Origin of the sequence: Microcoleus sp. B9-D4 (genome assembly GCF_036705105.1) — a bacterium.
GTDB lineage: Bacteria > Cyanobacteriota > Cyanobacteriia > Cyanobacteriales > Microcoleaceae > Microcoleus.
Window position 1 is genome coordinate 23,318 of sequence record NZ_JAUBTS010000004.1, and the last position, 15,550, is coordinate 38,867.

12 protein-coding genes are annotated in these 15,550 nt (G+C 46.1%); 4 read left to right on the forward strand and 8 right to left on the reverse strand.

The window, feature by feature from the left end; all coding sequences use genetic code 11:
• Positions 1 to 181: 181 nt before the first annotated feature.
• Positions 182 to 1,669 (reverse strand): polyphosphate:AMP phosphotransferase, encoded by a 1,488-nt coding sequence (pap, locus tag QUB24_RS03380; RefSeq protein ID WP_333150639.1) that lies wholly within the window; start codon positions 1,667 to 1,669, stop codon positions 182 to 184.
• A 748-nt stretch (positions 1,670 to 2,417) separates the two neighbouring features.
• Between pap and QUB24_RS03385 the strand changes: the two genes are divergently transcribed.
• On the forward strand, positions 2,418 to 3,401 hold the full coding sequence (locus tag QUB24_RS03385) for a GNAT family N-acetyltransferase (protein WP_333150641.1): 984 nt from the start codon (positions 2,418 to 2,420) through the stop codon (positions 3,399 to 3,401).
• A 144-nt stretch (positions 3,402 to 3,545) separates the two neighbouring features.
• Here QUB24_RS03385 and QUB24_RS03390 read toward each other — a convergent pair whose 3' ends face one another.
• The 5 genes from QUB24_RS03390 to QUB24_RS03410 form a co-directional block, all read right to left on the reverse strand.
• Positions 3,546 to 4,445, reverse strand: coding sequence for an ABC transporter ATP-binding protein (locus QUB24_RS03390; protein WP_333150643.1), 900 nt, complete (start codon positions 4,443 to 4,445; stop codon positions 3,546 to 3,548).
• 125 nt (positions 4,446 to 4,570) lie between these two features.
• Positions 4,571 to 5,344 (reverse strand): ABC transporter permease, encoded by a 774-nt coding sequence (locus QUB24_RS03395; RefSeq protein ID WP_333150645.1) that lies wholly within the window; start codon positions 5,342 to 5,344, stop codon positions 4,571 to 4,573.
• A gap of 265 nt (positions 5,345 to 5,609) precedes the next feature.
• Positions 5,610 to 6,674 carry a hypothetical protein gene (locus tag QUB24_RS03400; protein ID WP_333150647.1) on the reverse strand — a complete coding sequence of 355 codons (1,065 nt, stop codon included), beginning with the start codon at positions 6,672 to 6,674 and terminating at the stop codon, positions 5,610 to 5,612.
• A gap of 548 nt (positions 6,675 to 7,222) precedes the next feature.
• On the reverse strand, positions 7,223 to 7,996 hold the full coding sequence (locus QUB24_RS03405) for a hypothetical protein (RefSeq protein WP_333150649.1): 774 nt from the start codon (positions 7,994 to 7,996) through the stop codon (positions 7,223 to 7,225).
• A 309-nt stretch (positions 7,997 to 8,305) separates the two neighbouring features.
• Entirely contained in the window at positions 8,306 to 9,331 is a 1,026-nt protein-coding gene (locus QUB24_RS03410; protein WP_333150651.1) for an ABC transporter permease, read from the reverse strand.
• Between the two features lie 180 nt (positions 9,332 to 9,511).
• Between QUB24_RS03410 and QUB24_RS03415 the strand changes: the two genes are divergently transcribed.
• The gene (locus tag QUB24_RS03415) at positions 9,512 to 9,652 is read left to right on the forward strand and encodes a hypothetical protein (protein WP_333150653.1); all 141 of its coding nucleotides are present in this window, start codon (positions 9,512 to 9,514) and stop codon (positions 9,650 to 9,652) included.
• Between the two features lie 45 nt (positions 9,653 to 9,697).
• On the opposite strand, the gene QUB24_RS03420 is transcribed toward QUB24_RS03415, so the two are convergent.
• On the reverse strand, positions 9,698 to 10,042 hold the full coding sequence (locus QUB24_RS03420; RefSeq protein WP_333150655.1) for a hypothetical protein: 345 nt from the start codon (positions 10,040 to 10,042) through the stop codon (positions 9,698 to 9,700).
• A gap of 336 nt (positions 10,043 to 10,378) precedes the next feature.
• On the opposite strand from QUB24_RS03420, the gene QUB24_RS03425 reads away from it, so the two are divergent.
• Both QUB24_RS03425 and QUB24_RS03430 read left to right on the forward strand, forming a co-directional pair.
• A complete protein-coding gene (locus QUB24_RS03425; RefSeq protein ID WP_333150657.1) occupies positions 10,379 to 10,516 on the forward strand; it encodes a hypothetical protein in 138 nt (45 codons plus the stop codon).
• A 317-nt stretch (positions 10,517 to 10,833) separates the two neighbouring features.
• A complete protein-coding gene (locus QUB24_RS03430; RefSeq protein WP_445300380.1) occupies positions 10,834 to 14,223 on the forward strand; it encodes a PAS domain S-box protein in 3,390 nt (1,129 codons plus the stop codon).
• A gap of 257 nt (positions 14,224 to 14,480) precedes the next feature.
• On the opposite strand, the gene QUB24_RS03435 is transcribed toward QUB24_RS03430, so the two are convergent.
• Positions 14,481 to 15,548, reverse strand: coding sequence for an ABC transporter permease (locus tag QUB24_RS03435; RefSeq protein WP_333150661.1), 1,068 nt, complete (start codon positions 15,546 to 15,548; stop codon positions 14,481 to 14,483).
• Between the last annotated feature and the right edge of the window lie 2 nt (positions 15,549 to 15,550).

Sequence of the window (15,550 nt, forward strand, 5' to 3'; positions counted from 1 at the left end):
GGTGAAACCCGCTACTTCCAGTCACAGATTGCTGACAGTTAATTGGTAATTGATAACTGGTAATGGTTGATGGGTAATTGGTAATGGATCGAGCACGCCGCAGGTGGAATTGACAATTCCAGCCTGCTTTGTTCTGCCTACTTTTTTCCCCATTACCTGTTACCGATTCACCAATCCCAATTTATCGGCGCTTCAGTTGATTCCGAATTGCCTGCGTTACCGTTTGAATTACTTTAACACGAGCATAATACTTGTTATTGGCCGCAATTAGCGTCCAGGGAGCTAGCGGCGTGCTGGTGCGCTGAATCATTTGATTCACCGCCACTTCATAATAATTCCACTTTTCCCGATTCCGCCAATCTTCAGGAGTGAGTTTGTATTGTTTAAATGGATTGTTTTGCCGCTCTGTAAACCGCTTTAGTTGCTCGTCAGGACTGATGTGCAGCCAGAATTTAACTAAGACACAACCGAAACTGGTGAGTTGCTCCTCAAATTCGTTGATTTCCTGATAGGCTCGGCGCCATTCGGGTTCGGTGGCAAATCCTTCGACTCGCTCGACCAGCACTCTACCATACCAACTACGATCGCAAATGCTGATTTTACCAGCAGTCGGCAGCCGCTGCCAGAACCGCCAGAGGTAGTGATGCGCTTTTTCTTCGTCTGTCGGGGCCCCAAAGGTATTAACGATGTAACTGCGGGGGTCTAATATGTCCGTCAAGCGTTTGATTGCTCCTCCTTTACCGGCGGCGTCCCAACCTTCAAACATCACTAACACGGGGATTTCCTCTTCGTAGATGCTTTGTTGTAGTTTGCCAAAACGGGTTTGTTCCTCGCGAAGTTGCTGTTTGTATTCGTCGGGCGACAGCGATTGAGTTAAATCTACTTGGGCCAGCAAGTCGGGTTCGGTGGGTTGCAAGCTTTCTTGAGGTGGCAATTTCACAGGTGCAGATTGCATCGTTCGTCTGTCTAAGGCTTCGGTAATTGTCGCTGCCATTTGCGTTAAAACTTTGACTCTCGCCCAGCGTTGACAATCGCCTTCTACTAGCGTCCAAGGTGCGCGGCCCGTGCCGGTTTGGGCTACCATTTCTTCGGCAAAAGTTGTGTATTCTTCGTATTTTTTGGCTTGTTTCCAATCTTCGGGTCGCACTCGCCAAGCTTGTAAGGTGTCGTCTTCTAGTTTTTTGAGTCGATGCTTGAGTTCTTTTTTGCTCAAGTGAATCCAAAATTTGGCAATTGCTGCGCCGTCATCTACCATCTGCCGCTCGAAGGCGTTGATTTGCCTGATGGCTGTCGGTACTTCTGCGTCGGAGACTCGATCGAACAATCGGTCTTCTAAAATGTGAGTGTACCAACTGTGGTAGAAAAAACCAATTTTGCCGCGGGCGGGGAGTTTCTGCCAAAACCGCCATAGGAAAGGATAGCCCCTTTCTGCATCTGACGGCGGCCAAATCGGGTGGACGGCAAACCCCCGCGGATCCATATACCCCACCATTTTTTTGACCAGCGCGCCTTTACCGGCGGCGGCCCAACCTTCGAGGACGATGATTGCGGGCAAATTTTTTTCCCTGCAGGCCAGTTGGAGCGATCGCAACTGCTGCATTAAAATTTCTATCTTGGCATCATAGGTTTCTTTATCCAGGGAGATATCTAAATCGAGGTTGTCGAGCATATTTACCTCATATTAATCTGTAAAAAACAGTTTAACGTTAGTTTAACGTTTGGATAAAATTAAATCCTCAATTCAGGGGAAAACGTTATAAAAATTACAGTTACGGCTGGTTAAAAGCCGATCGCTCCTGCAATCAAATGCCAGCCTCGTTAATACTAGCAAGATTCCCTCGATTTCCAACTTGCAAAAAAAAACAGCTCAGGTTATAGTTGAAATAGGGAACTTTTAAATAAGTTCAACTTCTCCCCTCCCCCGATCGGGCGAGTTAACAGGAGGAGGCAAAAATCCCTTAAAAAGGATTTCTTGTAAAAAGAGCAAAAGTAAAAATCAACTACCCGGTGGGGGTGACAACTTCTTTACTTAGCTGTAGAAACTTTATTCAAACAATAGTAGTTACTTAAGCACCAAGCTTGGTAACGAAAGAGAGCGCGACTCATCGACATCCAGCCATAAACTCACATACAAAACTAGCCCAAAAGGGCAAACCAATTTTTATGATTGCGCTATAAGATAAAACCTGAAAGCCTGGGTGATATAAACAGGTTTCTGAGTTTTATCGACACCATTCTCAAATACTAAAAGCGGTTTAGGTGCGGTCACGCGAACCCTCCCCACAAGAACATTTATTTCTTGTGGAACAGGCCGGGAAGCCTGTTACTGACATTTGTCCAAAATGTCTGAATTACTGTACTTGTTTGCCAATACCAACTAAGAGGAACAGTCCGAAATTACGGATTGCAAGTTTTTTATGAATATCTTGACAACACGCTCCTACAAGGGCGCAACTGACTGGTGTGCGATCGCAAATTTGATCGACGCTTGCGAAGCAGTCGATCGACTCGGCGAAGAAGTCTCAGCAACTGAACTCAAGCTAATACTTGATGCACCCAAACTCGACCAAGCCCGCGACGTGCAGTTGTGGGAAGATGGTAATTACAAACTAATCGGTTTGTCACTCCTAGATATGCCAGATTCCCCGGCTGAAATAGACGCTTGTCTGTGGTTTTATGTGCATCCAAATGTCCGTGGCGAAGGATTAGAAAAAGACATAATTAAGTGGGGAGAAAAACGGCTGCGCGAAGTGGCGAAAGAACGCAATTTGCCCGCAAAATTGCGAACCTACAGCCGGGAGGACAAAACCGATGAGATGCGGCTGTTAGAAAAACAGGGCTTTGAGGTCGATCGCTATTTTTGGACAATGGCCCGATCCCTCGCCGAACACATTCCCACACCGGAATTTCCCGCAGATTTTGCGCTGACACACGTATCAGGAGAACAAGACATCCAACCTTGGGTAGAGATGTTCAACCAGTCATTTATCGATCACTGGAATCACCACGATTTAACTGCGGAAACCGTGCGTTATTGGATGCAAGATCCGAATTATCAGCCGGAATTAGACTTGATTGCTGTTTCGGGCGATTCCCTGAGGGATAGCTTCGCTTCACGCAAATTTGCAGCTTTCTGCGAGTGTCAAATCAAACCCCAAAAAAACCCCCGCAGCGGCACAAAAGACGGTTGGATTGAATTGTTGGGTACGCGGCGCGACTTTCGGAAAATGGGTTTAGGAAAAGCGATGCTGTTAGCTGGTTTGCATAAGTTGAAAGCAGCGGGTGCAAACACAGCTAAACTCAGCGTCGATGCTGACAGTTTGACGGGGGCGACAAAGCTTTACAAATCAGTCGGTTTCCGCCCGATGGAAACTTGGATCGAATGGGCAAAAGCCGTGTAATATCAAATCTGGTTAGATATCACATCTTGCACCATTGGCAATAAGTTTTTCAAGAACAGGCAAGATGTCTGTTCCACCAGACATTAAGTTTATTGTGGAACAGGCATCTTGCCTGTTCACAAGAAGCGAGACCGTCGCACTATATCATTGTGCGCTTTGTTTAGTTACTTCTACATAAATATGTTCTAACCGCACCGGATACCGAGCAATTGAATCAATAGAAATCCCGTCGAACAGCAAAATAATCTCTTTTAATTCTAAACGTTCTGGCAGCCAAAAAGCCAAATCGCTACCGTAGCGGCGGGGGATGAAACTGTATTTTTGAGCGCGGGCGATTACTTCAGCTTCTTCGTCGGTTTTTACCACGATAATTTCTTGAGCCGGAATCAGTTTTTGCAACTCTTCTAAACTGCCCTCAGCCACAATACTGCCATTTTTCAAAATCCCGATTCTCTGACACAGCCGCTCAGCTTCATCCAACAAGTGAGTTGTTAGCAAAATCGTAATTCCTTCGGATTGCAATCGCTGAATTAACTCCCAAATTTCATAGCGAGCCTCAATATCTAAACCCGTTGTCGGTTCATCTAAAATTACTAATTTAGGCTGGTGTACCAAAGCCACCGCAATATTCAAACGGCGCTGCATTCCTCCGCTCAAAGTTTCCACGGGGCTTGTAGCTCTATCTGTTAAATTTACTGCTTTCAAACAGTGTCTTACTTGATAGCGCCGCTGTTTGCGCTCTAAGCCGTAAATTTGAGCAAAAAAATTGAGGTTTTCTTCGCAGCTAAGGCTTTTGTAAAGCAAATTTTCTTGGGGCGCTACACCGATTAAGGATTTTGTAGCTTCGGAAACAGGTTCGCCATTGATGGAAACTTTGCCGCTGTCGGCATTTAGCAAATTGCATAAAATATTGATCGTTGTAGTTTTGCCCGCCCCGTTTGGCCCGATCAAACCGTAAATTTCTCCAGCTTGAATGTGCAGTGTTAAATCTTGAAGCACTGAACGTTGGCCATAGGACTTATTTAGCTTTTCTATTTGTAGCACTGCTTGAATTCTCCGTATTATTTTATATATTTACGGTTGTTTCTGAACGATTAAACCGCAGAGAGCGCAGAGGGCGCAGAGGAAGAGAAGAGAGAGATGAATAATTATGACATAATGAGATAGTTTTAAAGTCTTCTTTCTACTCTCAGCATCCTGTGGTAAGAAAGCCATCCACCTGCAATCATGGCAATAGAAAATATGAATAAATACCAAAAGTGTTCTGCAATATCAGCCAAATCTTTGCCGTCAGCCCACACGCCCATCAGCGCTTCGTTCATGTGATAAACTGGATTGTACTGGGCGAGTTCCAGCAGACTTTTGGGAAAGAGCGAAGTCGGCAAAAATGCGCCTCCTAAAATCAACAAAGGAACGCCGAAAGCCGCTACTAGCGAGTTGACATCTTCAGTGCGCCTCGCAAACTGGGTGCCGAGAATAAAGCCTACACCTACATAAGATACTATACTGAGCAGAATAATCGCACATCCTAACAGGATAGAGCCTTGAAATTGTGCTCCTAAACAAGAGGCGATCGTGTATACTAAAATTACCTGACCGATGCCGATGCAACTGTGAGCCAGGAAAATTCCTAAAAAGTAGGAAGTGCCGCTCAGCGGGGAGATAAACAAGCGTTTGAGGGTATGCTGTTCTCGCTCTGCTACTACTGTTGCTACGCTACCACCGAGACAGCTAAAAAATAAAGCCGCTCCTACTAAGCTTGCAGGTGCAGCAGTTTCAAAGGCTTTTGCTGTGGTGAGATTAGCGCGTTCTTTTAAAATCAAACCGTTAATTAGCAAGATAGAAATTGGAAAAATACTCCACAAGACTAAGCTGCGTCGCCGCCTCCCCAATTCAATTAAAATTCGCTGTGCTACGGCGAGCGTTTCGTACCAGTATTTCATAAGAAATCTATTAGTATTGTTATAATTGGGAATTGGTAATGACGCCACGGGATATCATACCATAGAGATGCCAATAAGTTTAGCTCTCAATAAAAAACCCGCCGACGCGGGTTTTGTGATTTTAGGGGATAGATTTTAACACCTGTTAAAAAAAAGAACGGAACAGTAACAAGTTCTAAACCCATATCGAATCAGTTATTCCCAATTCTTTAATCGAAAATCGAAAATCGAAAATTGTATAACTTGTCGCCCTCAGCCGCTACTCTCAATTAATACTAAAGTTCTTACCTCTGTAGCATCCTTGAAAAGAAGTTAAACTGGTGCTGTTTCCCTGTTCCAATTTAGTCACGAGGGAAGAAGTATTGGAAGTGTCAGGGGTAGCACCCCACTTGTACATAAAGTCGCCGAGATTGTCTCCGGTTTCTTCGTAGCTGTGCTCTTCAATTGGAATGCCCGAAACTCCTGAAACAGTTTGGTTGTGGTATCCGTTAACAATGATTTTTTCGATTACTGCGCCCGGTTCTGCGGTAATGTTCCATTGCACCGGTTCGTAGGCTGAAAGTGCGAGAATTATTGGCTTGTTTCGACGTTCTACTTTGACTTCGATCCTCTCCGAGGGCTTCGCTAACGCACTTTTTGATAAATCTCGGTTCTTGTGATCCGCATTAGCTTCGTAAACGCCTATTAAATGAAGTTCTTTATTTCCGCTTGAGGAACCGATATAAGCTGAAAAATCGTCGGAACCACCAAGGCCGCAGTTGGCGCCAGAAGTAATTGGGGAAATAAAAGCTGTTTTTTCGGCTAGTTTCTGCTGCACCGCCGGTACTACCCACAATCCGGTTCCGATGCCTAAAGCACCTATCAAAGCGGCCGCGATACCGAAAGGAAGGATATTTGTGAGGTTGCGAACAACTGGTTTGGCTGTTAGTTGAGATAGCGTTTGCTGCCAAGTTTCACCCGTTTGTCGATCGGCATTCCCGCCATCAAGACAAGCCAATAAACCTAAACTTTCCGGCTGTTCTAGCAGACTTTGAACAGTTTTCCCTTCGCCGACGTAGAGATTTCTAGTTGCGGTGTCTAAAAGCAGCCAGTAGCGATCGCCCTCGCCGAGATTGTACTCTTGTAGGGCAGGATCGACTAAATCGTGCTGCAAAAACACCAGCCAAGCCATATTATTGCCAGTGCCGACTGTTTTGCCGTCGCTGGATATAAGTTGGTCGATGTCGGGTTCCCAGCGCCAAGCTACCCAGCGACTATCTCCTCGATAGCCGAGGGATTTTTCTAGTTGCGGATGAGCGGTTATTTCTAAGCGTTGAACTAAGTTTGACACTAGATTTCCTCCTCAAGTGCGTTAGCGAAGCCCGCCCCTACGGGGGCTACGCCAACGCAGAGGATCGGGTCTAGAGCAATTTTGTTCCAATTTATTAAAACAAATATTTTGCTCATGAAGAGCCTCCGAATAATCGGGTTAATTTTGTCTTGCTAATGTTATCAGCCGGCACTTTCCAAACCACACTGGCTTAACAAAAATATGCCTGTTGAATGGTTTAGCTTGAGAACTTGGAGCTGGCGAGCACCCGCCTGGTAAGAATTTTAACCTGTGCTGATAACTAATCCTGTTACGGATTAAAGCTAGCTATGTATCACTGCTTCTACCTGGTTGGCCAGTTCTAAAAGAGTGCTTAGCCCATAGCGTCTACAAGTTCTTAGCTTAACTTTTATTTGGCTACTCTGCTACAAAATATGCCGATCGCACCTGACATCAATATTATGCAGGCAAATAAATATTCCGGCTTTCTCGCGGCTGAAATATCCCTTACAAAGAGAACGTTTCCGAGAAACCCGGTTTCTGTGATGAAAGTTCTGACACTTCGCAGATTACTGGCGGGGGCCATCAATCGCATCTCTAGTCGGTGCAACACCTCCAGGGCCAAAGGAACTCGGCGGCACTCTCGGAAGATTGAGATTGGGATTGGGCACTAAATCGCCGTTGCCGCCGCCAGCAGTTCCACCCGTGGGAGACGCACTGTTATTGGGACTGGTACTCGGTGAACTTCCCGGATTGAGATTATTGGGATTGGTATTCGGCGAAGTTCCCAGATTGGGATTATTGGGAGTGATATAGGGCGAACTTCCCGGATTGAGATTATTGGGATTGGTACTCGGTGAACTTCCCGGAGTGGCATTGGGAGTACCTGCGGGCGAAGTTCCCGGAGTGGCGTTGGGAGTACCTGCGGGTGAAGTTCCCGGATTGGCATTAGGAGTACCTGCGGGCGAAGTTCCCGGATTGGCATTGTTGGGATTGTTCGGATTTGCCGTGCCAGCAGGAGTAGTTATCGGGGTGCCGACAGCATCTCTGGTGAGGGCGTTGGGGTTCGGGGGAGGAGGCGGAGTGCTTGCATTGGGGTTATTTGCAGGAGCATTCCCCGCAGCCGGAGCAGTGTTTTGGGGAGCAGCATTGCTGCCGCACAAGCTGACTAAATCAAAAGTTGTGCCACCTCGGGTTTCGATGAAGCAAACCGGCACATTTACTTGGGGGTTTGAGGCTCTGGGAAAATCGGCTGTTCCCGGCATGGGACGGCTAAAGGCAGCTTCAGCCATCAGTGGGGTCAAGGCCGCCGATAGAGCGGCGATTGTTCGCAATAATCTCATCAGCGTTTCCTCAAATGTTAAAGTTTATTTTCTCCAGTATTGCCCATACAATGCCAAGTGTCGTCACTCTAAAAGCCGATCGATCTTTTTGACAACTGCTTCTACAGGGCCACCCCTGGCTAAAACATCTCGCGCCGACAGAAAGTACAGGTAGAAAAAGCCGATAAGCTAATCCGCCTTTAAATTGCCGGGTAAAATAAATTTTCACTCTTGTGGGGTGGGCATCCTGCCCGCCCTCAAAATACAATTTAAATGCACAACAGCTTAGTGCTACAGTCGCGCATCCGTTGCCCTTCTTCCTTGATATTTTTAGTAGCGAATTCGCGGGTCAACGTAAGCATTCAAAATATCAATTACAATGCTGGCAATTACGACAATTGCTGCAAAAAACACCACAATACCTTGAACTGTTGGATAATCCCGCAAGCTAATCGCTTCGTAAAGGCGATTTGCCAACCCCGGCCAAGAAAAAGTAACCTCTGTTAAAATAGCACCGCCCAACAGTGCAGCAAAAGTCAATCCTAAGACAGTAATCACCGGAATTAGTGCATTTTTCAGAGCGTGAGCCCATAAAATCTGGAATTCGGGAATGCCTCTAGCTCTAGCTGCTTCGACATAATCTGCTTGCAAAGTTTGCTTGAGATTCACTCTGACAATGCGCTCGAAAATGCCGCTCAAAAGAATCCCCAAGGTCAAACTCGGAAGTGCCAAATAATGCAAAGATGTGAGAAACTGACCAGGGTTAGCGCTCAGGAGACTGTCAATAGTGTATAGTCCTGTGTAGCCTTCGGGGGCGGGGAATGTGACTGGAAAGCGAGTTCCCAAGGGAAACCATCCCAACTGCACTGCGAAAATCAACTGCAAAACCATGCCAGCCCAAAAAGCCGGCAGTGAGTAAGTGATAATGCCAAACAAACGGCCTGCAGCATCGAAAATAGTGTTAGGGCGGGATGCTGCTAAGGAACCGATACTGATGCCGACAATTAAAGCTATGGCCATGCTACAAACTGCTAATTCGACTGTAGCGGGGAAATAATCTCCGATAATTTGCCACACGGTTTGTCCGCGAGTGGTGATGGATGTTCCCAAGTTCAGACTGAATAAGTCTTTCATGTATTTGAAATATTGCTCCCACAGGGGTGCGTCGAGACCGAGTTGAGTTCGCATTGCTTCTTTGGCGGCTGCGGGAGCTCGTGAGCCGAGAATGGCATCTATGGGGTCGCCCGGAGTGGCCCGCAACAATAAAAATACTGCTGTGGTGATTGTCCACAACATTAGCGGTGCGAGGAGCAAGCGGACAAAAATATAAGATTGCAGGGCTTTGGAACGAGACATAATATTTGGGAATTGTGAATAAATCAGTCATTAGTCATTAGTCATTAGCCAGATGTTGAATACCAATTTTTTATGATGCCCCGTAGAATCCGATCCCCCCTAGCCCCCCTTAATAAGGGGGGGACAAGATTCCACTCAAAGTCCCCCTTATTAAGGGGGATGCGAGGGGGATCGAGATATGTGCAACTTCACATTAAATTGGTAGAAGGCATCAGGCAGATAGAAGGTAGAAGCTGGCTGGAAGAAACAGATATTTTATATCTGCGACTTCCGTGCCGCGAATCAGGGGAATTGGGAATTGCGAATAGACAGTTGAGTTGATTTTTGCGAAAAAGTCGATCGACTTTTTCGCAATTGGCGATTTTTCTATTCGCCCAGCAGCGATTCAAAGGCGGCTTGCAAAGACTTGATATCGCCTACTCTGGCTACTAACAAGTTTTCGCTGCCGGCATCCTGCAGCCTGTATCTCCAATACTGGATGCTATCGGAGTTGTTCATCCAGAAACTAATCACGGTGTCTACAACTCGATCGACATCCCAGCCGCGGTTAGGAGAAACTGTCTCTACGGATGCCACAAACGCATCGAGAGTGCACTTTCGGTTTGCCAAGTATTCTACACCGGACGGTTGCGGTTGTTGCAGCAATTCCTGCTGCTGGTTAAAAAATGTTAAAGTTGGAGATACGCCCAGGATTTCAAATGTATAGTTCATGTCATCCTCCAGAAGTATTATTTTGCCAAAATATCGAGCGTCCAAAAAAGCCAAAAACGCTTTACTTTGCTGGCGTTGATTAAATGCAGATGCTTCAATTATCCTCTTTGTAGTCGATGGCTTACGCCCCGCTACGCTACGGGATTTTGGCGGCTTATCTTATTAATAGCAAATTTTTTAACAGCCGATTGTCACCTACTTTACATTTGTCCTGGCACTGTAGAAAAAATTAAATAAAATTTTTATTAACCAGGTGTAAGGAAGACAAAGCCGGCCCGGAGAAAGTGAGCTTATTTTAGATTAAAAAGTTTAGATTAAAAAATTGAATAATTGGCAATGACTGATGACAACCAGGGTGGGGAACACGGGCCTAAAGTTGCTTTTTTTACGGGCTGTGGCTTTTTTATCGGGAGTCTGCAGAGCGATCGCCACATTCAGGCAAGTAGTGGCATGATTAATATTACAAGTTTTTAGAGTAGCGGTGGAAACCTCAGCCCCGTTTTGAGCAGTCGGTCACTGCACTTCACTATGTATGTACAACGTTGTAACTTATATCGAGGGTGATTTTAACTGAGATATTGCACCATTCTCGCTTAACAGGCTGGACGGCCTGTTCCACCAGAAAATTCACTCTTTGACAGAACAGGCCGGAAAGCCTGTTCATAAAAAGCTTATTGAGAATGGTGCAACATTTCAGTTTAAGCGACAAACGATACACAAACCTGGTAGGTGTCACAATATTTATGTTATTGAAAAGTCTGAGCAGTTGTGTGATGAAAAGCTCGCCCAAGATGTCACTAAGCCTAGTCTTGTTGATACCGCTGGTGGTACAAATCTCCGTAGCAGTCGGCGTGACTGGATGGCTTTCGTTTCGCAACGGCCAGAAAGCCGTCAATGACCTTGCTACTAGGTTAAGCTTGGAAGTCGCAGCTAGAACCAAAGAAAATTTCCGCAGTTTTGGGGATGTGTCTCATTTATTTCTGCAAATGAATACTGCTGCGATCGCCTCTGGCAACTTAGACCCGGAAGACTTCCCCAACTTAGAGCGCTATTTGTGGAATCAGACGAAGCTGAGCGATCGAAATACAACCATCTACTACGGCGACGAACAGGGAAAATTCCTCTTGCTCAAGAGAGAAGCAGAACATTTAGTATACATCAGAGACGAATCAACGGCTCCAAACCGCGAAATTTATCGCCTAGATAGTCAAGGAAATCGCACTGAGCTAATCCAAACCGTCCCCTATGACCCCCGTACTAGACCGTGGTACCAAGCTGCCAAACAGTCAGGAAAAGCCACTTGGTCTCCCATCTACGTCTTCGCAGCCTCGCCAGTTCTGGGGATTACGCCGGTGATGCCCATCTACAGCCAAACGGGCAGCCTGCAGGGGGTATTGGCAATTGACCTGACTCTTTCTCAAATCAGCGATTTTCTCAAAAGCATCAAAATTAGCCCGTCAGGACAAGTTTTTGCGATCGAACGCAGCGGGGAAATAGTCGCCAGTTCCACAGACGAATTGCCCTTTGTCACCGGCCAAGACGGACAAGAACGGCTGTTGGCGACACAGAGCAAAAATTTGCTAATTCGATCGGCTTCCACATACTTGCAACAACGATTTGGTAGTTTTGAACAAATTGACAGCAAAGGACAGTTTACCTTCGAGATAGACGGCAAACGTCAATTCATTACTGTTGCTCCCCTGCAAGACGGCCGCGGCCTCGATTGGCTGATTGTAGTCGCAATCCCGGAAGCCGACTTTATGGAGCAAATTAACGCTAACACTCGCACAACTATCTTATTGTGCTTTTTTGCCTTCGTAGTGGCGATCGCACTCGGAATTTTCACCTCTCGCTGGGTTGTCAAACCGATTACCCGATTGTTGCAAGCTTCCAAAGCTTTAACAAAAATGTCGGAATCATCCGACTTCACCTCCACAGAATTAGACGGCGAAGTCGAAGTTCAAGGAGTCAAAGAACTCGGTCTCCTAGCTCAGTCTTTCAACCAAATGGCGAGACAATTGCGATCGTCTTTTGTTGCCCTAGAACAAACCAACTCTAGTTTAGAACAGCGAGTAGCAGAGCGGACTGCCGAACTCGAAGCCGCCGAAGCAGAATTGCGGGCTTTGTTTGCAGCTATGAATGAATTAATTATAGTTCTGGACGCCAGCGGTCGCTATTTAAAAATCGCGCCCACAAATCTTTCTCTGCTCTACAAACCCATCGAAGAATTATTGGGCAAAACAGTTGGAGAGGTGTTGCCGCAAGCTACAGCAGACAATTTTCTCAACCACATCCGAGCAGCTTTAGATACTCAGCAAACTGTCAGCATTGAGTACGATTTAACCATTGACAACCGCGAAGTTTGTTTTGCAGCCAGCATTTCACCGCTTTCAGAACAATCAGTCATTATGGTAGCCCGCGATATTACTGAACAGAAGCGAGCCGAATCAGCGCGACGCCAAAGGCAAAAACAATTGCTCAAACAAAATACGGTTTTGGTAGAATTAGCAAGAAATAAAGCGTTATATCGAGGCAATTTGCAAGTAGCTTTGAGGCAAATTACCGAAGCGGCAACTCATACCCTAGATGCAGAACGAGCCGGAGCTTGGTTGTACGATGAAAGCCGATCGAAACTGCAATGTCTCGACCAATTTAGTCGCAGCAACCCGCACCATTCCCAAGGTGCCGAACTCGCAGCAGCAGACTATCCAGCTTATTTTAAAGCTTTGGAAGAATACCGGACGATCGCAGCCGATGACGCTCTCTCAGATGTTAGAACCAGAGAGTTTGCCGAATCTTACTTTTCACAAGTGGGTACTACATCAACCTTAGATGCGCCGGTGCGGCTGGGAGGACAAACAGTCGGAGTTATCTGTATCGAACAAGTGGGAACTCCTCGTAACTGGACATTAGAAGAACAAAATTTTGCTGCTTCCCTGGCAGATTTGGTATCATTGGCGATCGAAGCCAGCGAGCGCGATCGTACACAAAGCGCTTTGCGTCAAGCAGAACAAAAATATCGCAGCATCTTTGAAAATGCAGTCGAAGGCATTTTTCAAAGAACCCCCGAAGGCCACTTCTTGAGCGTAAATCCAGCTTTAGCCCGCATCTATGGCTACGCCACTCCCGAAGAATTGACATCAAATCTCACCAACATCAAACAGCAAGCTTACGTCAATCCTCAGCAGGGCGACAAGTTTATGCGGGTGATGGAAGAATTCGGAGAAGTTTCGGGGTTTGAGTCACAAGTTTACCGCGTTGACGGCAAGGTAATTTGGATTTCCGAAAGCGCGCGTGCAGTGTGCGACACCAATGGCGAGGTACTCTACTATGAAGGCAGCGTCGAGGATATTAGCGATCGAAAAGTCTTTGAATCCGCCTTGCAACTCGCCCTAGAAGCAGCCGAAGCCGCTTCCACCGCAAAAAGCGCATTTTTGGCAAACATGAGCCACGAACTGCGAACACCTCTGAATGCCATCATCGGCTACAGCGAAATGCTCCAAGAAGAAACCGCAGAATTGGGTTACGATGAAATCACCCCAGATTTAGACAAAATTCGCACTTCCGGCAGACACTTGCTATCGCTAATTAACGACATTCTCGACATTTCTAAAATCGAAGCAGGCCGCATGGATCTTTACTTAGAAACCTTCGACATCGCCGCCTTGATTGAAGAAGTAGCATCCACCGCCGCGCCGCTAATTGAAAAAAACGGCAACACTTTAAACTTGCACCAAATTACGAATATCGGCACGATGCACGGTGACATTACCAAAGTGCAGCAGATTTTATTAAATTTGCTGAGCAATGCCGCCAAATTCACTCAAAACGGTACAATTACCCTCACAGCCAGCCGAGAAAAAATTGCGGGTGACAGCAGCGAAGGAAAAGAAGAAAACACTTCTGAACCTGCGACAAGTTCTCAATCTTCAATTGCTAGTAAAGAATTTTTAGTTATTAATTGTATAGATACAGGAATTGGGATGACTCCCGACCAGTTGCAGCACATTTTTCAACCCTTTACCCAAGCAGACGCTTCCACCACCCGCAAGTACGGCGGCACCGGTTTGGGACTGGCAATTAGCCAGCGTTTTTGCCTCATGATGGGTGGTCATATTTCCGTAAAAAGTCAGGAGGGTGTTGGTTCTACTTTTACCATTTGCTTACCTGTTAATCCTTAACTAATATTGGTATTTTTGAGCTATCCTTGTATTACCAAATCTCGTAGGGGCGGGTTCACCAACAATCTTTGGTTCACATCCAAAATATTCATAAACCCGCCCCCACCAAACCAATTAACCCTGATTGTGGAACAAGTTTTTGAGTATCTGCGATGGGTGGGGGCGGGTTTTTTAGTTCGGGGAATTGATGATATAAATTTGGGTGAACCCGCCCCTACAAATATTTGAATTCCCCATTACCGATTCCCACTTACCAATTACCTTTGAATGCTTCTCGGATCGAGAGCATCCCGCAACCCATCCCCCAATAAATTAAACGCCAAAACAGTCAAAATAATCAGTATCGCCGGAGGCCAAACCAACCAAGGCTGCAACACTAAAATTGAAGCATTAGTAGACAGGGATAGTAAATTCCCCCAAGAAGGATCTGGCTGTTGAATTCCCAAGCCAATTAAACTCAAAACCGACTCCGCCACAATAAAACCCGGAACCGCCAAAGTGGCAGAAATAATTACGTAAGTTGCAGTTTGCGGCAACACGTGGCGGACAATAATGTAAATTGGATTGGCGCCCATTGCCCGCGCCGCTTGCACGAATTCTCGTTGTTTGATTGACAGTACCTGACCGCGAATTACCCGCGCCAAACCCGCCCAACTGATAAATGAAGTAATCAGCACAATCAATATAAATCGCTGAGCACTTGTCAATCCCGGCGGCAACACTGCTGCTAGCGCTACTAATAAATAAAGACCAGGAATCGTCATCAATACTTCGGCGAAACGCATTAAAATACTATCAATCCAACTGCCGAAATAACCCGATATGCCTCCGATTAACAATCCCAATGGGAAAGAAATTGCTATGCCAACTAAACCGATGCAGAGGCTAATTCTGCTGCCGTGTACTAAGCGGCTGAATTGATCGCGCGCTTGTTCGTCCGTTCCTAAAATGTTAATTTTACCTTCTCCTGTAGTGCCAAAAAGATGCCTTTCTAATGGCAAAATTCCTAAAAATTTATAGGGGGAACTTTTGACAAAAAAACCGACCGCAGATGGTTTTTGCCAGTCTACAATTACCTCACGAGCGCCGGTATTTGCATCCACTGGGCCCTGAGTAGTCGGATAAACGTGTGGCCCGATAAAGCGCCCGTCTTGGGTGCTTAAATAAATCTGAGTCGGCGGCAATAATGAACCGTTTAATTGAGAGTCGTAGGGGTCGTAAGGGGCCACAAATTCGGCAAAAAGTGCGACTGTATAAAAAATTAACAGTAGCACGGCTCCCAACCGAGCTAGAGGATTTTTTCTAAGATTTTGCCACCATTTCATAA